Source organism: Nocardioides sp. URHA0020 (assembly GCF_000620705.1).
Lineage (GTDB): Bacteria > Actinomycetota > Actinomycetes > Propionibacteriales > Nocardioidaceae > Nocardioides.
Map to the genome: position 1 here is coordinate 106,633 of NZ_JIAR01000033.1, position 18,516 is coordinate 125,148.

General features: G+C 72.4%; 14 protein-coding genes. 5 read left to right on the forward strand and 9 right to left on the reverse strand.

Annotated features, from left to right (window positions below):
- Positions 1-91 precede the first annotated feature (91 nt).
- The 4 genes from N542_RS23105 to N542_RS0102965 all read right to left on the reverse strand — a co-directional run bounded on the left by N542_RS23105 (position 92) and on the right by N542_RS0102965 (position 5,220).
- Positions 92-1,594: a sulfatase family protein gene (locus N542_RS23105; RefSeq protein ID WP_155992832.1), complete on the reverse strand. Its 1,503-nt coding sequence runs from the start codon at positions 1,592-1,594 to the stop codon at positions 92-94.
- A 30-nt stretch (positions 1,595-1,624) separates the two neighbouring features.
- Entirely contained in the window at positions 1,625-2,407 is a 783-nt protein-coding gene (locus N542_RS0102955; RefSeq protein ID WP_028642659.1) for a succinate dehydrogenase/fumarate reductase iron-sulfur subunit, read from the reverse strand.
- A 155-nt stretch (positions 2,408-2,562) separates the two neighbouring features.
- Positions 2,563-4,416, reverse strand: a complete 1,854-nt coding sequence (locus tag N542_RS0102960) for a fumarate reductase/succinate dehydrogenase flavoprotein subunit (protein WP_028642660.1) — start codon at positions 4,414-4,416, stop codon at positions 2,563-2,565.
- Positions 4,417-5,220: a hypothetical protein gene (locus N542_RS0102965; RefSeq protein ID WP_028642661.1), complete on the reverse strand. Its 804-nt coding sequence runs from the start codon at positions 5,218-5,220 to the stop codon at positions 4,417-4,419.
- Between the two features lie 171 nt (positions 5,221-5,391).
- Between N542_RS0102965 and N542_RS0102970 the strand changes: the two genes are divergently transcribed.
- The 4 genes from N542_RS0102970 to N542_RS0102985 all read left to right on the forward strand — a co-directional run bounded on the left by N542_RS0102970 (position 5,392) and on the right by N542_RS0102985 (position 10,004).
- A complete protein-coding gene (locus tag N542_RS0102970) occupies positions 5,392-6,450 on the forward strand; it encodes a glycosyltransferase (RefSeq protein WP_036506171.1) in 1,059 nt (352 codons plus the stop codon).
- 63 nt (positions 6,451-6,513) lie between these two features.
- Entirely contained in the window at positions 6,514-7,215 is a 702-nt protein-coding gene (locus N542_RS0102975; RefSeq protein ID WP_028642663.1) for a succinate dehydrogenase cytochrome b subunit, read from the forward strand.
- Positions 7,216-7,242: 27 nt separating this feature from the next.
- Positions 7,243-9,261 (forward strand): fumarate reductase/succinate dehydrogenase flavoprotein subunit, encoded by a 2,019-nt coding sequence (locus tag N542_RS0102980; protein WP_028642664.1) that lies wholly within the window; start codon positions 7,243-7,245, stop codon positions 9,259-9,261.
- Positions 9,261-10,004, forward strand: coding sequence for a succinate dehydrogenase/fumarate reductase iron-sulfur subunit (locus N542_RS0102985; protein ID WP_028642665.1), 744 nt, complete (start codon positions 9,261-9,263; stop codon positions 10,002-10,004). Before N542_RS0102980 ends, N542_RS0102985 begins: the two co-directional genes overlap by 1 nt.
- Positions 10,005-10,107: 103 nt before the next feature.
- Here N542_RS0102985 and N542_RS0102990 read toward each other — a convergent pair whose 3' ends face one another.
- The 5 genes from N542_RS0102990 to N542_RS0103010 all read right to left on the reverse strand — a co-directional run bounded on the left by N542_RS0102990 (position 10,108) and on the right by N542_RS0103010 (position 18,099).
- Positions 10,108-12,804: an FtsX-like permease family protein gene (locus N542_RS0102990; RefSeq protein WP_028642666.1), complete on the reverse strand. Its 2,697-nt coding sequence runs from the start codon at positions 12,802-12,804 to the stop codon at positions 10,108-10,110.
- Complete coding sequence (locus N542_RS0102995) at positions 12,804-15,977, reverse strand: FtsX-like permease family protein (RefSeq protein WP_028642667.1); 3,174 nt, start codon at positions 15,975-15,977, stop codon at positions 12,804-12,806. The genes N542_RS0102990 and N542_RS0102995 overlap by 1 nt, the downstream gene beginning before the upstream one ends.
- 10 nt (positions 15,978-15,987) lie before the next feature.
- Positions 15,988-16,716, reverse strand: coding sequence for an ABC transporter ATP-binding protein (locus N542_RS0103000; RefSeq protein ID WP_231482415.1), 729 nt, complete (start codon positions 16,714-16,716; stop codon positions 15,988-15,990).
- Positions 16,713-17,615 carry an ABC transporter ATP-binding protein gene (locus N542_RS0103005; RefSeq protein WP_231482424.1) on the reverse strand — a complete coding sequence of 301 codons (903 nt, stop codon included), beginning with the start codon at positions 17,613-17,615 and terminating at the stop codon, positions 16,713-16,715. Before N542_RS0103005 ends, N542_RS0103000 begins: the two co-directional genes overlap by 4 nt.
- Positions 17,616-17,730: 115 nt before the next feature.
- Complete coding sequence (locus tag N542_RS0103010; RefSeq protein ID WP_028642670.1) at positions 17,731-18,099, reverse strand: Rid family detoxifying hydrolase; 369 nt, start codon at positions 18,097-18,099, stop codon at positions 17,731-17,733.
- A gap of 175 nt (positions 18,100-18,274) precedes the next feature.
- Here N542_RS0103010 and N542_RS0103015 point away from each other — a divergent pair, with 175 nt between their 5' ends.
- Positions 18,275-18,502, forward strand: coding sequence for a tautomerase family protein (locus N542_RS0103015; protein ID WP_028642671.1), 228 nt, complete (start codon positions 18,275-18,277; stop codon positions 18,500-18,502).
- Positions 18,503-18,516 lie beyond the last annotated feature (14 nt).

The following is an 18,516-nucleotide window of genomic DNA, read 5'->3' on the forward strand; positions in this document are numbered from 1 at the left end:
GGGGGTCTCGACGACGCTCGCTGGCGCTCGCTGCTCGACCACCGGAGGGGCGGGTTCGAGGGTCGAGCACCGGTCAGGTGGTCAGGAGGAGTCAGCCGGCGGGGGCGAGGGGGGCGGCGGCGTAGAAGTCCTTCGGGGCGGTGGCGCCGGCGCAGGCCCGGTAGCGCTCGGTGAGGGTCGAGAGGGTGGCGCTGACGTCGGCGTACGCCGGGTCGTCGGCCAGGTTCTGGACCTCGTACGGGTCGCTGTCGCGGTTGTAGAGCTCGGCACCGCCGCGTCGGTATTCGACGTAGGTCCACGGGCCGAGGCGGACGCCGCGGTACTGCCAGCGCGCCTGGTCGGCGGCCCAGGAGGCGATCGGCACGACGCGCACCTGGGCCGGGGCGCTGATCCACGGCAGCAGGTCGACGCCGTCGAGCGGGCGCGGTGGCTCCACGCCGGTGGCGGCGAAGATCGTCGCGACCACGTCGGGGATGGTGACCGCAGTGGGCACCACCACACCCTGCGGCAGGCCGGGGCCGCGCAGGTAGAGCGGGACCCGGAGCGACTCGTCGTAGTGGAACCGCTTGCCGTTCATGTTGTGCGGTCCGATGGCGTAGCCGTTGTCGGAGTGGAAGACGATCAGCGTGCGGTCGAGCTGCTTGGTCTTGCGCAGGGTGCGGATCAGCTTCGCCATCGCACGGTCGAGGCCCCGGGCCGCCTCGATCCGCCGCTGGTAGACGATGTCCAGGGCCCGCTTCTGGAGCGCGTCGAACCGCTTCGCGTTGGCCGGGGCGTGCGCGGGGACCAGGGCATCGCCGTCCGGGAACGAGCTGGGCAGCAGGGGCAGCGGCACCTTGCGGAAGTAGTTGCGGTCCCGCGGGTGCGGGACGGTCGTCTCGAACGCAGCCGTCGTGTCCCGGTAGAGCAGCTTGGGGTCCCCCGGACCGGCCGGGCCCCCGGTGTGCGGCGCGACGAAGTTGACCCACGCGAACCACGGGCGACCACCCCGGTCGGCGCTGATCATCTCCTGGGCGTGCGCGGTCATCACGTCGGTCGTGTAGCCCTGGGCGCGGGCGATGACGCCGTTGCAGTTCATCTTCGGGTTGATGAAGTTGTACGTCGACGGGTCGATCGTCGCGCGCCAGTCGGTCCAGCCGGCCGGCAGGTCCTGCTCGGTGCCGTTCTTGCCGTAGCCGTTGATGTACTTGCCGGTGAAGAGCGTGTCGTAGCCCGCGGCCTGGTGCGCGGTCGCGATCGTGTCCTGGTCGGTGAACGCGGCGTACCCGCCGCTCGGGCCGGTGATGCTGAGGACGCCATGGTTCTGGGCGTACTGCCCGCTGAGCAGCGACGCCCGCGACGGTGCGCACAGCGGGGTCGGAGCCAGCGCGTCGGAGAAGGCCACCCCGCCCTTCTCCATCAGGCGGCGCACGCGCGGCAGGTACGGCATGTCGACCGAGGCCAGGTCGTCGACGGTCACCACTAGGACGTTCGGCCGCTCGACGGGGAAGTCGTACGCCGGGGTCGGGCTCGCCTCGAGGTCGTCGATGCCGACGACCGATGGCCCGCTCACGGGGAGCATGCCGCGCAGCTCACCCGTCCGTCGTCGACCCACGAACGGAGGTTACTGGATAGAGATACCCAACTAGGGCTGAATCTCGATACGTCCGTCGTTGTCCTTGTTGCGCAAGCCGATCTTGCTGCCCAGCCAGACGAGCGGGTCGTACTTGCGGTCGACCACGCGCTCCTTCATCGGGATGATCGCGTTGTCGGTGATCTTGATGCCCTCGGGACACACCTCGGTGCAGCACTTGGTGATGTTGCACATCCCCAGCCCGGCCGCGCCCTGGGCCAGCGCACGGCGGTCATGGGTGTCGAGCGGGTGCATGTCGAGCTCGGCGTACCGCAGGAAGAACCGCGGCCCGGCGAACGCCGGCTTGTTGTCCTCGTGGTCGCGGACGACGTGGCAGGTGTCCTGGCACAGGAAGCACTCGATGCACTTGCGGAACTCCTGCCCGCGCTCGACGTCGATCTGCGCCATCCGGCGCTTGCCGTCGGCGTCGCGCGGCGGGAGCTCGGCGTACGGCAGCTCCTTGGCCTTCTCGTAGTTGAACGAGACGTCGGTGACTAGGTCGCGGATGACGGGGAAGGTCCGCATCGGGGTGACCGTGATCGTCTCGGTCGGCTCGAAGTCGGAGAGCCGGGTCATGCACAGCAGCTTGGGGCGGCCGTTGATCTCGGCCGAGCAGGAGCCGCACTTGCCGGCCTTGCAGTTCCACCGGATCGCGAGGTCACCGGTCTGGGTGGCCTGAAGGCGGTGCAGGGCGTCCAGGACGACCTCGCCCTCGGAGACCTCGACGGTGTAGTCGGCGAGGTCGCCGCCCTCCTGGTCACCGCGCCAGACGCGCATCTTCAGGTCGTAGCCCACTGTTGCTTCCCTTCTCCGGGTGGTTTCGAGGCTCGCTTCGCTCGCACCTCAACCACCGCGTTGGCTCTTCGCTCGCACCTCAACCACCGCGTCGGCCCGCTTCGCTCGCACCTCAACCACCGTGTTGGCTCGCTTCGCTCGCACCTCGACCACCGCTACTCGAAGTACTTCTTGAGCTCGTCCGGCATCACCGGGAGCGGCTTCTCGTGCAGGTCCACCCCGGTGCCGTCGGCGTTCAGCGTGACGACGAGGTTCTTCGTGCCCCAGACCTCGTGGTCGGTCTTCGGGAAGTCGTCGCGCGTGTGGCCGCCGCGCGACTCCTCGCGCGCCAGGGCCGCCTTGGCGATGGCCTCGGAGACGATCAGCATGTTGCGCAGGTCGATCGCGAGGTGCCAGCCGGGGTTGTACTGCCGGTGCCCCTCGACGACCATCGTCTGCGCCCGCACCTTGAACGCCTCGATCTCCCGCAGCGACTCCTCGAGCTCGGGGCCGGTGCGGATGATGCCGACGAGGTCGTTCATGGACTGCTGCAGGTCGTGCTGGATCGTGTAGGGGTTCTCGCCGCCTTCGACCTCCAACGGCGCGAGCGCGCTCGCCTTCGCCGTGTCGATGTCGGCCTGGTCGACCGACGGGCGGGCATCGCCGAGCGAGGCCGCGTACGCCGAGGCCGCCTCCCCCGCGCGCTTGCCGAAGACCAGCAGGTCACCGAGCGAGTTGCCACCGAGCCGGTTGGACCCGTGCATGCCGCCCGAGCACTCCCCGACGGCGTACAGCCCGGTCACCGCGCTCTCCTGGGTGTCCGCGTCGACCTCGACGCCACCCATCACGTAGTGGCAGGTCGGCCCGATCTCCATCGGCTCCGCGGTGATGTCGACGTCCGCCAGCTCCTTGAACTGGTGGTACATCGAGGGCAGCCGCTTGCGGATGAACTCCGGCGTACGGCGTGACGCGATGTCGAGGAAGATGCCACCGTGCGGTGATCCGCGGCCGGCCTTGATCTCGGAGTTGATCGCCCGGGCGACCTCGTCGCGCGGCAGGAGCTCAGGCGGGCGCCGGTTGTTCTTCTTGTCGTCGTACCACCGGTCGGCCTCCTCGATCGTGTCGGCCGTCTCCGCCTTGAAGAACTCCGGGATGTAGTCGAACATGAAGCGCTTGCCCTCGGAGTTGCGCAGGATGCCACCGTCGCCGCGCACCGACTCGGTGACCAGCAGCCCCTTCACCGACGGCGGCCAGACCATGCCCGTCGGGTGGAACTGCACGAACTCCATGTTGATCAGGGCGGCTCCGGCGCGCATCGCCAGCGCGTGGCCGTCTCCCGTGTACTCCCAGGAGTTCGAGGTCACCTTGAAGGACTTGCCGATCCCGCCGGTCGCGAGGATCACGGTGGGGGCGTCGAAGGTGATGAAGCGGCCGGACTCGCGCCAGTAGCCGATGGCGCCGGCGATCGTGTCGCCGTCCTTGAGCAGGTCGGTGACGGTGCACTCCATGAACACGTCGATGCCGAGCTGCACGGTGCGCTGCTGGAGGGTGCGGATCATCTCCAGGCCCGTGCGGTCACCGACGTGAGCGAGGCGGGCGTACTTGTGGCCGCCGAAGTCGCGCTGCGAGATCAGCCCGTCCTCGGTGCGGTCGAAGAGCGCACCCCAGTCCTCGAGCTCCTGCACCCGCTCGGGCGCCTCCTGGGCGTGCAGCTGGGCCATCCGCCAGTTGTTCAGCATCTTGCCGCCGCGCATGGTGTCGCGGAAGTGCACCTCCCAGTTGTCCTCGGGCCAGCGGTTGCCCATGGCCGCGGCGATGCCGCCCTCGGCCATCACCGTGTGCGCCTTGCCGAGCAGCGACTTGCAGACGACCGCCGTGCGGGCGCCGGCCTCGTGCGCGGCGATCGCGGCGCGCAGGCCCGCGCCGCCCGCGCCGACCACGACGACGTCGTACGTGTGCCGCTCCATGCCGCCCTCGCTGGAGCCGGACATCTCGTTACCGGTCATCGGGTGCCGGGTGCTGTCGGCCATCTAGAAGAACCTCACGTCGTCGATGGTCCCGGTCGCCAGCAGGTAGATGTAGAAGTCGACGATGGCGATCGAGAAGAGCGAGTACCACGCGAAGGCGGCGTGCCGGGCGTTCAGCTTCGACACGAGCGTCCAGGCCCTGTAGCGGACCGGGTGCTTGGAGAAGTGCCGCAGGCGGCCGCCCACGATGTGGCGGCAGGAGTGGCAGCCCAGCGTGTATCCCCAGATGAGCACCACGTTGATCAGCATGAGCAGCGTGCCGAGCCCCATGTGGATGCCGTCGGACTCGCCCTCCGCGGGGCCGAACGCGAGCACCACGTCGTACGTCAGAATCAGCGCGACCGCGACGGCGGCGTACCAGAACCAGCGGTGGACGTTCTGGAAGATCAGCGGGAAGCGGGTCTCGCCGGTGTACTTCGTGTGGGGCTCGCCGACCGCGCAGGCCGGCGGCGACAGCCAAAACGCGCGGTAGTAGGCCTTGCGGTAGTAGTAGCAGCTCATCCGGAAGCCCAGCGGGAAGATCAGGATGATCAGCGCCGGCGACAGGCTCCACCAGCTGAAGGGCTGCCCGAAGTCCGAGGACCCCGCGACGCAGGAGTCGCTGAGGCAGGGCGAGTAGAAGGGCGAGAGGTACGGCTCGGAGAAGTAGTTGTCTCCCGAGAAGGCCCGCCAGGTCGCGTAGACGATGAAGGCCGCGAAGACCACGAAGGTCGTCGCCGGATAGAGCCACCATCTGTCGGTGCGAAGCGTCTTCGCGTCGATCCGGGCTCTCGTGGGCCCGTTCACACCCGTCAGATCTGTCGCCATCCGCAGCCTCCGGTCGTGGTCGTGCAGTGAGTCTGCACACTTCGCGCCGGATGTGAAAGGGCCCACACCGAGATTGCGAGAACGTGTTCCACCTGCGTGGTGGGGGCTCGGTTCATCCGACATCTGCCTGGCGGCAGCCCGTCGGCCACCTCTCCCGGTCACCCTGGCCGCATGCGGATCACCCTCGTGACCGAGACGTTCTTCCCCGCGGTCGACGGCACGACCACCACCGTGAAGGCGGTCGTGGACCGGCTGGTCGACACCGGTCACGCGGTGCAGCTGGTCGCACCGGGGCCCGGGCTGACGACGTACCGCGGCTGCCCGGTCGCCCGGATCCGGACGCTGGACCGGCCCGGGGCGCAGGTCCGCGACGCGCTGACGTCGTTCCGGCCCGACGTGGTGCACGTGACCTCTCCGGCCACCGTCGGGCGCAAGGCGCTCAAGCACGCCGAGCGGCTCGGCATCCCGAGCCTGGTGGTCGAGCAGTCACCGCTGCTCGACGTCGCCGCCGACTACTGGCGCACCCGCGTCGGGGAGCGTGCAGCGACCACGCTGGTCACCTCGCGCTGGATGCTCGACCGGGTCATCGAGCTCGGTGGCGCGCCCCGGCTCTGGACTCCCGGGGTCGACACCTCCGCCTTCACCCCGGCGCTGCGTGACGGCTGGCTGCACGACCGCTGGTCGCGGGCGCGGACCCTGCCCCGGCCGCTGGTGGTCGTCGGGTACGTCGGCAGCCTGCGCAACCGGCACGACGTACGCCGCCTCGTCGAGCTCGCCCAGGTCCCCGGCATCCGGCCGGTGATCGTGGGCGACGGTCCGCAGCGAGGCTGGCTGGAGGCGCGCCTCCCGGGCGCCAAGCTCACCGGCAGCCTGAGCACGGGCGACCTGGCCGCGGTGCTGCCGACCTTCGACCTGCTGGTGCACCCGGGCACCCGCGAGACCTGCTGCCACGCGCTGCGCGAGGCTGCGGCGTCAGGGGTGCCGGTGGTCGCGCCGCGCTCGGGCGGCGCCCCCGACGTCGTACGCCACCTCGAGACCGGGCTGCTGTACGACGACGCGCGCCGCTTCGGCCTGCGCGACGCGGTCGACGCCCTGGCCGCGGACCGCAGCCGGGGGCTGCTCGGCGTACGCGCCCGCGACCTGGCGTCCCGCTCCTGGCCGGACGCCGTCGACGAGCTGGTCGAGCACCACTACCGGCCGGTGGTCGCACGCGAGGCCAGGGTCGGCTAACCGGATGTAAGTCACATCCCCTGCGGTCCCCAGTACCGAACGCGGGAGGTAGCGTGGTTGATCGTGGCAACGACGACCCTGGTCAGGGGAGCGCGAGCATCGCGCTCGACCATCACCCTCAAGCTCCTGATGGCCGTCAGCGGCATCATCTTCATCGGGTTCGTGCTCCTGCACATGTACGGCAACCTCAAGGCCTTCTCCGGCCATGACGCCTACAACGAGTACGCAGAGCACCTCCGCATCCTCGGGGAGCCGATGCTCCCGCGCGAGGGGGCGCTCTGGATCATCCGGTCCGTCCTGATCGTGTCGCTGGTCGTGCACGTCGCCTCGGCGGCCGCGCTCTGGAAGCGCGCCCGACGGGCCCGCCGCACCCAGTACGTGATGAAGAAGAACAACGCCTCGAGCCTCTCCTCGCGCACCATGCGCTGGGGCGGGCTGACGCTGCTGCTCTTCATCATCTGGCACCTCGTCAACTTCACCATCGGCAAGGTCAACGTGTCGGGTGGCGCGACCAACGACCCGTACAACCTGCTCGTCGACACCTTCGACACGTGGTGGATGACGCTGATCTACCTCGCCGCGATGCTGACCCTGGCCATGCACCTGCACCACGGGGTGTGGAGCTCGGCGCAGACCCTCGGCCTCACCAACAACACCCGCGCCCGTCGCAACGCGAAGACCCTCGGCTGGATCGTCGCCGTCGTCATCGCCGGCGGGTTCTCGCTCGTCCCGATCTTCGTCCTCGCCGGCGTCATCACCAAGTAGCCAAGGGGTTTTGCGCACATGACCGACATGCCGGACACCACCCTCACGTCCGACCCGTCCCACGACGCGCCCGCCGACCACGGCGACGACGCGGCCGGCTACTACACGCCCGGTGCCCCGATCGCGGACACCAAGGCGCCCGGCGGACCGATCGACGAGCGCTGGCAGACGCGCAAGTTCGAGGCCCGCCTCGTCAACCCGTCCAACCGCCGCAAGCTCGACGTGATCATCGTCGGCACCGGCCTGGCCGGCGGCGCCGCCGCGGCCACGCTCGGCGAGGCCGGCTACAACGTGAAGTCCTTCTGCTACCAGGACTCCCCGCGCCGGGCCCACTCGATCGCCGCGCAGGGCGGCATCAACGCCGCCAAGAACTACAAGGAGGACGGCGACTCCGTCCACCGCCTCTTCTACGACACGGTCAAGGGCGGCGACTACCGCTCGCGCGAGTCCAACGTCTACCGCCTGGCCGAGGTCAGCACCAACATCATCGACCAGTGCGTCGCGCAGGGCGTCCCGTTCGCCCGCGAGTACGGCGGCCTCCTCGACAACCGCTCGTTCGGCGGCGTGCAGGTGTCGCGCACGTTCTACGCTCGTGGGCAGACCGGCCAGCAGTTGCTGATCGGCGCCTACCAGGCGATGGAGCGCCAGGTCGCGGCCGGCACCGTGGAGCAGTTCACGCGCCACGAGATGCTCGAGGTCATCATCGTCGAGGGCAAGGCGCGCGGGATCATCGCTCGCGACCTCGTCACCGGCGAGATCGAGACCCACCTGGCCGACGTGGTCGTCCTCGCGACCGGTGGCTACGGCAACGTCTTCTTCCTCTCCACCAACGCCATGGGCTCGAACGTGACCGCCGCCTGGCGCGCGCACCGCAAGGGCGCCTACATGGCCAACCCCTGCTACACGCAGATCCACCCGACCTGCATCCCGGTCACCGGCGCGCACCAGTCCAAGCTGACGCTGATGTCGGAGTCGCTGCGCAACGACGGCCGGATCTGGGTGCCGAAGAACAAGGCCGACTGCGACAAGGACCCGCGCGACATCCCCGAGGAGGACCGCGACTACTACCTGGAGCGGATCTACCCCTCCTTCGGCAACCTGGTCCCCCGTGACATCGCCTCGCGTGCCGCCAAGAACGTGTGCGACGACGGTCGCGGCGTCGGCCCGGAGGTCGAGGGCGTACGCCGCGGCGTCTACCTCGACTTCAGCTCCGCGATCGAGCGCCTGGGCGTCGACGGCATCGAGGAGAAGTACGACAACCTCTTCGACATGTACGCCCGGATCACCGGCGAGAACCCGTACGAGACGCCGATGCGGATCTACCCGGCCGTCCACTACGTGATGGGCGGCCTGTGGGTCGACTACGACCTGCAGTCCTCGATCCCGGGCCTGTTCGTGACCGGTGAGGCCAACTTCTCCGACCACGGTGCCAACCGCCTCGGCGCGTCCGCGCTGATGCAGGGCCTGGCCGACGGCTACTTCGTGCTGCCGCACACCATCCGCGACTACCTCGCGGACGGGCCCTTCGAGAAGGTCGACGAGAGCCACCCGGCGGTCGTCGAGGCCAAGCAGGCGGTCCAGGACCGGGTCACCCACTTCCTGTCCACCAAGGGCACCCGCAGCGTCGACTCCTACCACCGCGAGCTCGGCAACATCATGTGGGAGTACTGCGGGATGGAGCGGACCGAGGACGGCCTGAAGAAGGCCATCGACCTCATCCGCACCCTCAAGGACGACTTCTGGCGCAACGTGAAGGTGCTCGGCACCGCCGAGAGCCTGAACCAGTCGCTCGAGCGGGCCGGCCGGGTCGCCGACTTCATCGAGCTCGGTGAGCTGATGTGCATCGACGCCCTGAACCGCCGCGAGTCCTGCGGCGGCCACTTCCGAGGCGAGTCGCAGACCGAGGACGGCGAGGCGCTGCGCCACGACGACCAGTTCGCGTACGTCGCCGCGTGGGAGTTCGCCGGCGATGACGAGCCGCCCGTCCTGCACAAGGAAGAGCTCGTCTACACGGCCATCGAGATGAAGCAGCGGAGCTACAAGTAATGAAGGTGACTCTCAAGATCTGGCGCCAGCCGGACGCCGCGTCGAAGGGCGCGATGCACACCTATGAGCTCGACGGGGTCTCCGAGGACATGTCGTTCCTCGAGATGCTCGACGTGCTCAACGAGCAGCTCAACGGCAAGGGCGAGGACCCGGTCGCGTTCGACTCCGACTGTCGCGAGGGCATCTGCGGCATGTGTGGGCTGATGATCAACGGCGAGGCCCACGGCCCCGAGGTCACCACCACCTGCCAGCTGCACATGCGGTCCTTCAAGGACGGCGACGAGATCGTGATCGAGCCCTGGCGCGCCGACGCGTTCCCGGTGGTCAAGGACCTGGTCGTCGACCGTGGCGCCCTCGACCGGATCATCCAGGCCGGCGGCTACATCTCGGTCAACACCGGCTCCGCCCCCGAGGCCCACTCCGTGCCGGTCCCCCGCGACGACGCGCTCCGCGCCTTCAACGTGGCGACCTGCATCGGCTGCGGCGCCTGCGTGGCGGCCTGCCCGAACGGCTCCGCGTCGCTCTTCATGGGCGCCAAGATCACGCACCTCGGCGAGCTGCCGCAGGGCCAGCCCGAGCGCGACACCCGCGTCGTCGACATGGTCGCCCAGCACGACCACGAGGGCTTCGGTGGCTGCACCAACATCGGGGAGTGCACCGCCGCCTGCCCCAAGGAGATCCCGCTCGACGTGATCTCCCGCCTCAACTGGGACCTGCACCAGGCCATGCGCCACGGCCACTGAGCCGGACCCGACGACGAGTCGGCGCCAGATTGCACCGCGAGTGCAATCTGGCGCCGACTCGGTGATTTCGGGTCGTGAGCGGCTCGGTGCCGTCGGGATCCGGCTACCGGACGTCGCCGCTGCGCAGCAGGCGCGCCAGGTCGGTGCGCCGGATCCGGCTGCTCTGTCGCGCCGCCACCACGAGCGCCACCAGCGGCGGCGCGAGGGCTGTCAGCCCCGTCCACAGCGGGACGACGAGCTGCGGCTGCTCGCTCTGACCCGTCACCTGCTCGAGCCCGAGCAGACCGAAGGTCGACCAGGCGGTGGCGACGCCGACCACGACGCCGACCACCACGCCGGCGAGCACCGGCACCAGCAGCTCCCCGGCGAGCACCCGCCGCAGCTCGCGCTCGCCGAGGCCGAGCGAGCGCAGGCGGCCCAGCGCGGTGGCGCGGGCGGGGGCGTCGACCGCGGCGCCCAGCACCACCCCGAGCCCGGCGAGCAGCAGCAGGAGGAGCGATGCCGTCACGGCCAGGTGCACCAGCGCCGCGGGCAGCGGCGCGGCACGCAGCCTGGTGAGCACGTCGTCGTACGTCGTCACGGCGTCGGACGGGTCGACCTCGGCCGCCGATCGCAGTGCCTGGGGAGCACCGGGTCCCACGGCCCAGATGGTGTCGGGGTCGGCGACCGCGCCGGCCGCGGCGAAGGCGGCGGCGTCGACGACGACCACCGGGTCGGTGGCGGCATCGACCCGGGGCGCCTCGCCGACCACGTCGAGAGGGACGCTCACCCGGTCCCCCCAACGCACCTGCAGGCCGTCCTCGAGGCCCGACGGGCCGCCGAGCAGCAGGGCCGGCACCGGGGCGCCCTCGCCGCCCGCGGCCGCCAGTCGCTCGAGCTGAGGTGCGTCGGGCAGGTCGCTGGCGGCCAGCAGCCGCTCGTAGGCCCGGGCGTCGACGACGACCAGGCGCACCGAGGCGCCCGTGGACACCGCGGACACGAGCGTCCCGTCGGCGACCCGGCCGGCCACCGCGGCCACCACCCCGGGCGCCCGGCCGACCGGGCCGGCCCTCGCCGAGACCTCCTCGCCGGGCACCGACTCGAGCCGTGCGTCACCGCCGACGGCGAGCAGGGCACCGGCCTCCTGGCCGCGTTGCTGGGTGGCGGCCAGGATGCTGCAGAAGGCGACCTGCGCCACCGCGACGACCACGACGACCAGCGGCAGGGCGCTCAGCCCACCGGCCACCACCCGGGCCGCCACGAAGAACGGCAGCGCGGCGGCCGACCGACCCGCCCCCCGCAGCAGCCGGCGCCCCAGCAGCGGGAGGAGCCGGACCAGCACCAGCGCACCGACCAGCGCCCACACGGTGGGCGTGCTGGCCGGGACGGCGTCACCCGTGACCGGACCGCGCTGCTGCAGGGCGACGAACGTGACGCCGGCGAGCACGACGACCCCCGCCTCGAGCACCACCCGCCGCACCCGGCGCCGTCGCCCGGCGACACGTCGGGCGGCCCGGTTGGCGGGCTCCCGGCGGGCACCCGTGGCGCGGTCCGCCTCGACCGTGCCGAGCACGGGCGCGGCGACGACCGCCACCACGACCACGGGCAGCACCCAGCTCAGGCTGAGCGATCCGAGCAGGGCCGCCGTGACCCCGACCCCGAGCGCCGTGCCGACCACCGCCACCAGCACCGCCTCGATCGTGAGCTCGGCCCCGATGCCGACCAGCGTCGCGCCCCGCTCACGGGCGAGGGTCAGCGGACCGGCGCGCCGGCGGGCCAGCAGCCGAGCGGCGAGGACCATCGTCAGCGCCGCGGTGGCGAGCAGCCCGAGGAGCACCACCTGCGCCCGGCCCCGCGCACGCGCGACCTCGGCCGACGCGTCAGCGAGCACCCGGTCCAGCGCGCCGTCCCACCCGGTCTGACCGCTGTCCAGGCCGGGCATGGCCCTCAGCTCGACCACGTCGCGGCGCAGGGCCGAGGTCTGCTCCCAGCGCACCGCCTCCGGGTCGGGCAGGTAGGTGATGCGCTGGGTCAGGTGGTCCGACGGTACGGCGACCCGCAGGTCGGGCAGCGCCTCCGACGAGACCAGCGCCGCCACCGAGGTGCGCTCGATCCCGTCGGCGGTGCCGACCGCCGGGCTGAGCAGCTCGCGCGCCACCGCCCATGCCGGGTCGTCCGGGCGGTCCGGGGTGTAGATGCCGCTGACGCGCACGTCCACGTCCTGGCCGGACTGGTCCTCCAGGGTGAGGCGCGCACCCGGCCCGACGCCGAGCGCGGCAGCGGCCCGCTCGGAGAGCCCGACCTGCACCGGCCACGGCGCGTCGCCCTCTGCCACGACGATGTCGGCCTCGCCGGGGCCGGCACTCGACCCGGGCGCACGCCCCGCCACCCAGGTCACCGCCGGCGGCTCGGTCGGCGAGACCGCGTAGACGAGTCGCAGGGTGCGCCTCGGACCCGCGCCGTCCACCGGCAGCGACGGGGAGACGTACGAGGCGACGCTGGGGTGCACCACCGACGCCAGCCGGTCGGGGATCTCGTTGCCGGTGAACTTCACGTCCAGCGCGAACCTCTCCGGAGCGTCCGCGTAGCGGCGCCGCTCGCCGGCGGCGGGCGGCTGCGGCAGGGTCGCCACCACCGCGGCACCCGGCCCCGCCTCCCGGACGCTCGCGGCCATGGCGTCGTCCGCGGTGCGCACGGTGAGCGGCCAGATCGCCGCGAGCAGGGCCGAGGTCAGGGCCACGATCAGCGCCGTCAGCACCAGCAGCCCACGGTCGGCGCGGAGCCGCCCGCGCACCGTGGGCCGGTGGATCCGCACGCGCATCAGGAGTCACCCGTCCGCAGCCCGGCCCGGTCCGAGGCGCGCACCTGGCGCACCGCGACCGCCCAGGCGACCAGCGTCGACCCGAGCACCGCGCCGCCGAGGGCCAGGGCGGCGCTCCCCCACGGCCAGTCCAGGACCGCCGTCGGCACCGGGGCCGCGCCCACGTCCGAGCGGACCATCAACGGTCCGAGCACCCACGCGGCGCCCAGTCCGACCAGGACGCCGAGGCACAGCAGCGGCGCCAGCGAGGCGGCGTACTCGGCCAGCATCAGCCGCTGGGCGCCGCGCCGGGGCAGCCCGAGGGCACGGAGCCGGGTCAGCTCCACCACCCGGCGCCGCTGGTCCGCCCCGGCGACCAGGGCGATGCCGGCCAGGAGCAGCACGACCGCAGCCACCACCAGGGTCGTGAGGACGGTCGGCACGATCACCTCGAACGGGCCGCGGGCCAGGTCGGCGGTCACTCCGGCGCGGGTGACGAGCGACCCCTGCTCCAGCCGGCTCAGCGCCTGCTCCGCCGGCACGGTGGGGTCCCCCACCCACCACGCGTCCACGAACGGCTCCAGCTGTCCCCCGGCGATCAGGCTGCGGGACACGGTATCGGCGTCGGCCAGCACCGCCGGCCGGCCCGGCGCCGACGGCACGTCGGACACGACCGCGACGACCTCGAGGGGCACCCCGACGGTGCTGAGGTCGCCCTCGAGCAGGTCACCGGTCCTGGCGCCGATGGCGTCGGCGAGGTCCTCCGACAGTGCCACGGGTACGGCGTCGGGTGCGACGAACGCCGTGACCAGCAGGTCTCCCCCACCGTCCGACAGCCGGCCGGTGTCGACCACCGCGCCGGCGCGCAGCCGGATGGCGTCCGCGGCGGGCCGGACCGTGACGGACGGGTTCAGGACGGGGTCCTCGTCCTGGGGCTGAGCGTGCCAGGTGCCGCCCTCGCTCACCCCGGGCAGCGTCACGGTGAGAGCGACGTCCGCCTGGGCGAGCTGGTCGCGGCGAGGTCGCGGCGCGTCCAGGTGCAGCGCGAGCGCCACCAGCCTCAGCCCGGCCGCCGGTGCGCTCCAGACCAGCGGCCGGACCGTGCCGTCGAGCCGCACCGGCGCCGCGGTGCGCGTGTGCCGCACGCCTGCCGTGTCCTCCACGACTGCGGTGGTGGTCGCCGTGACCGGCAGCGTGCCGGCCGCCCGCCCCTGGACGGTGGCGGTGTCGTCGGCGAGCACCAACCCCGGGACGGCCGGGCCGGGGTCCAGCCGCGCGCCGACGCCGGCCCAGGTGCCGCCGTCCAGCCGGCCACGGAGCAGGTCACCCGCCTCGTCGCTGTCCACCGCGACCAGCGTCGGCGGCGGCGCGTCGGTCGAGCCGGCGTACCGGCCGATGGCCACCGGTCGGTCGATGACCGCCGAGACGGCCGAGGACTCCCCGTCAACGGCGGCCAGCACGGCGGCCGCGTCGTCCTGCGTCGGCGTCGTGCGTACGGCGAGGCTCAGGTCGGTGCCGACGCGCAGGTCCGCCTGGTCCACCTGCGACCGCTCCCAGGTCGAGCGGAGCCCGAGCCCGAACGTCGCCGTCGCGACAGCGGTCGCGATCAGCGCCATGGCCGTGCCCGGGTGCGGACGCCGGGCCGCCTGCTGGGCCGCCAACGGCAGCACCAGGGCGGGCGAGCGACGGGCGAGCCGGGCGAAGACGCGCAGCAGCACCGGCACCAGCCGCAGCACGACCAGGGTGGTGGCGACCACGCACACCACCGGCGCGAGGGTGAGCGCGACGTCGCCGCGGCCGGTGGTCGTGTCCGGCTGGTCACGCAGCTGCCACCAGGCCAGGACGGCCGCCGCCCCGGCTGCCACGATCAGGGTCCAGTCGGCGTGCACGCGGTCCAGGGCCCACCGGCGGCGGGTGGCCGCGGTCGTGGTGCTCGTGTCGAAGGCCGCCAGCGCCAGCACCGGGGCGAGCACGAGGCAGCACCCGAGCACGGTCAGCACCAGCCCTGCGGTGACGGTGGGCGCCTGGGCCAACCCGGCCGCGTTCGGGCCGGCCAGGTGGGTGAGCCGGGAGTGCAGCAGGGCTGCCGCCGGCAGCGCGAGCGCCGCGGCGACGAGCGCCAGCAGCACCGCCTCCAGCCCCGTCGCGCGGAGCTGCTGACGCGGGCTGGCTCCGAAGGCGACGAGCAGCGCCCGCTCCTCGTCCCGGACCGCGGCGACGAGCCGGCCGGCCAGCAGCAGAGCCGTCAGCGAGAGCGTGCCTCCAAGCAGCACCGTGACCAGCACGAGCGAGCGGCTGGCGGCACGGTTGGTCTCGACCCCCTCCAGGATGTCCGGCAGCGGGAAGTCCAGCCGGACAAGCTGCACGCGATCGGCCAGGTCCGCCGCGAGCCGGTCCTCGGCCCCGTCGTAGGCCTGGACCGCGGCGGTCACCGACTCGCGGTCGGCGTCGGTGATGACGGGCCGGGCCGTCACCCGCAGCCGGGCTGCCGCCGACCCGCTGGCCAGGAACGCCGCGTCGTCGATGACGAACGGGCCGTACGCCGTCGCGGTCGTCGCGCCGTCGCCGTGGTCCGGGTCCACGCCGGCGCCCGTCAGCGGGTCGCTCTCCCATCCCAGGTCCGACGCGGGGCGGAAGGTGCCGACGACCACCAGCGTCATCGGACCGGACAGGCCGTCCAGGCCGGTGGTGTCACCCAGACGGACCTCGTCACCGGCCGCGAGACCGAGACGGCGGGCCACCGCCTCGGGCACCGTCGTCTCGATCGCTCCGGTGCTGCTCGCGGGCCACCGCCCCGAGACGAGCTCGCTCCGCGGCTTGATCCCGTCCCCGGCGGAGAGGTAGCCGACCGCGGGGTCACCGGTCCCCGCGAGGCTGCGCATCGCCGACGTCTCGACCACGGTGGTCCGGGGCTCGAACGCCCCGACCACCTCGCGGAGCTGGTCCGCCGCGCTCTCGCGCACCTCCACGATGTCGTCGTTGCGGACCCGGACCAGGAACGCGTCGATGGCGAAGCCCTGCGCGGCGTCCTGCTGCTGGCCGGGCTGCAGCTCGAGGTCGAAGGCTCGATCCTGGGTCGGGCCGAGGAGCAGCGCGCACACGCCGAGCAGGGTCGCGGCGACGGCGACGAGCGCGACCACGGCTGCGACCAGTCGGAGCTGCCCCCGGGCGCGCCGCAGGACCAGGCTCAGCACGTCGGTGCCGTCACCCCTCGACGCGACCGTCGGCGATCGTGAGCACCCGGTCGGCCAGCGCCATCATCACCGGGTCGTGGGTGGCGACCACCGCGGTCAGCCCTTCGGACTCCACGACGCCCCGGAGCAGAGCCATGATCGCGACCCCCGTCTCGGCGTCCAGCTGCCCCGTCGGCTCGTCGGCGATGAGCAACCGCGGCGAGCCGGCGAGCGCGCGGGCGATGGCCACCCGCTGCTGCTGACCTCCGGACAGCTCGGCCGGGCGCTGCTCGGCGTGCTCGCGCAGCCCGACCAGGTCGAGCAGGAGGGCGACGCGCTCCTCGCGCTCGGGCACGGGCGTACGACGCAGCCGGAGGGGCACCCCGACGTTCTCGGCCGCGGTGAGCGGCGGCATCAGCCCGAAGGTCTGGAAGATGTACGACACGGTCTCGCGCCGCAGCCGGCTCAGCCCGGCGTCGCCGAGGGTGGTGACCTCGGTGCCGTCGACGCGCACGGTCCCGGCGTCGGGCCGGTCGAGCCCACCCACCATGTTGAGCAGCGTGGTCTTGCCGGAGCCCGACCGTCCCACGACGGCCACCATCTCTCCCGGTGCGACGTCGAAGGAGACGTCCCGCAGCGCGTGCACGGTGCCGGCCCCGCTGCCGTACGTGCGGGTGACCCCGCGCACCTCGACCATCGCCTCCGCCGAGGACCCCGCCGCGCGGTGCCGGCCCGGGGCGGTCTCGTCGGCGACGCTCATGGGGACTCCTCGGCATCGCGGTCGGAGCGGATCTGGACGTGGTCCTCGGCGAGCGCGAGCCGGACCCGGCGGGTGAGGGCCAGCGCCTCGCGGTACTCGCGGGGCACCTGGACGCGCCCGGCACCGTCCATGACCGCGTACTCCTCGGCCAGGGCGTCGTGCGAGTCGCCGCTGCGCAGCACCTCGCTGCTGGTCCGGCCGTCGCGGATCGCCACGGTCCGGGCCACCTGCCCGCTCACCGCGGCGTCGTGCGTGACGACGATGACGGTCGAGCCCAGGTCGCGGTTGGCGGTCCGCAGCGCGGAGAAGACCTCCTGCGCGGTCTCGCTGTCCAGCTCGCCGGTCGGCTCGTCGGCGAGCAGCACCCGCGGCTCGTTGGCCAGCGCGACGCCGATCGCCACCCGCTGCTGCTCGCCGCCGGACATCTGGTCGGGCCGACGGTCGGCGCAGTGCGTCACGCCCAGGGCCTCGAGAAGCAGTGCGCTGCGCTGCGCGCGCTCGCGCCGCGGCCTGCCGGCGATCGTCATCGGCAGGTCGATCACCTGCGTCGCGGTGAGGTAGGGCACCAGGTTGCGCGCGGTCTGCTGCCGGACGAACCCGACCACGTCGCGCCGGTAGCGCACCCGCTCCCCCCGGGAGAGGTCGAGCAGGTCGTGGCCGGCCACCCGAGCCCGGCCCGCGGTCGGGGCGTCCACGCCGGCCAGCACCTGCAGCAGCGTCGACTTCCCGGAGCCGGACGCCCCGACGATCGCGATCATCTCGCCGTCGTGCACCAGCAGGTCGAGGCCCTGGAGGGCCTGCACCTCGATGCCCTCGGCCTGGTAGATCCGCACGAGGTTGTCGCACACGACGAGCGCGTCGTGCCCGTACTCCGGCTCGCGCTCCGCCGCGGCGGGCAACCGCAGACCCGACCCCGCCACCGCGCCTCCATCCGTCGTGCACGCACCCGGCGCGCGCCTGCGACCCTACCGGCAACCAGGGACCGGCGGCAGTGGATGACGTGCGCCGCCCGGGTCAGGTCGGCAGGAGCGCGATCGCCTCGATGGAGACGAGCAGACCCCGTGGGAGTCGCACGTTCGCGGGTGCGGAGCGCGCGGGGGGCGGGTCCGGCATGAACCGCGAGTACACCGCGTTGAGCGTCGCGAAGTCGTCGACGTCGGCGTAGAAGATCGTGGTCTTCACGAGGTCGTCCAGGGATGCGCCGGCGGCCTCGAGGACGGCCGAGATGTTGAGCAGGGCCTGCTCGGTCTGCGCCTCGATGCCCTCGAGCACCTGTCCCGTCTGCGGATCGATCCCCGCCGTGCCCGAGCAGAAGACGAAACCGCCGGCGACGATCGCCTGGCTGTAGGGACCGAGCGCCGCCGGGGCCGCGTCGGTGGTCACCGCAGACCTCGTCGCACTTCCTCGCTCACCCATCCCGTGAGCCTAGAGAAGTCCGGGCCTCGCGGCCAGGGACTCGACCCGCGGATCCCCTCGCCTCACACGTCGCCTCACACGCACGCCCCGCACGGTGGGACCACCGGGACCACCAGGGTCCCGTCCACGAGAGGGAGGCACCATGCCGCTGATCCAGGTGAAGCTGATCGAGGGAGTCTTCGACGACACCCAGAAGCACCAGATCGTCGAGCGTCTGACCGACGCGATGGTCGAGATCGAGGGGGAGAACATGCGAGGGGTGACCTGGGTGGTCGTCGAGGAGGTGAAGAGCGGTCACTGGGGCATCGGTGGGAACGCGCTGTCGACCGCCGACGTCCGCGCGCTGGCTGCCGGCGTGCCGGTCGGCTGACAGGTACGCTCACG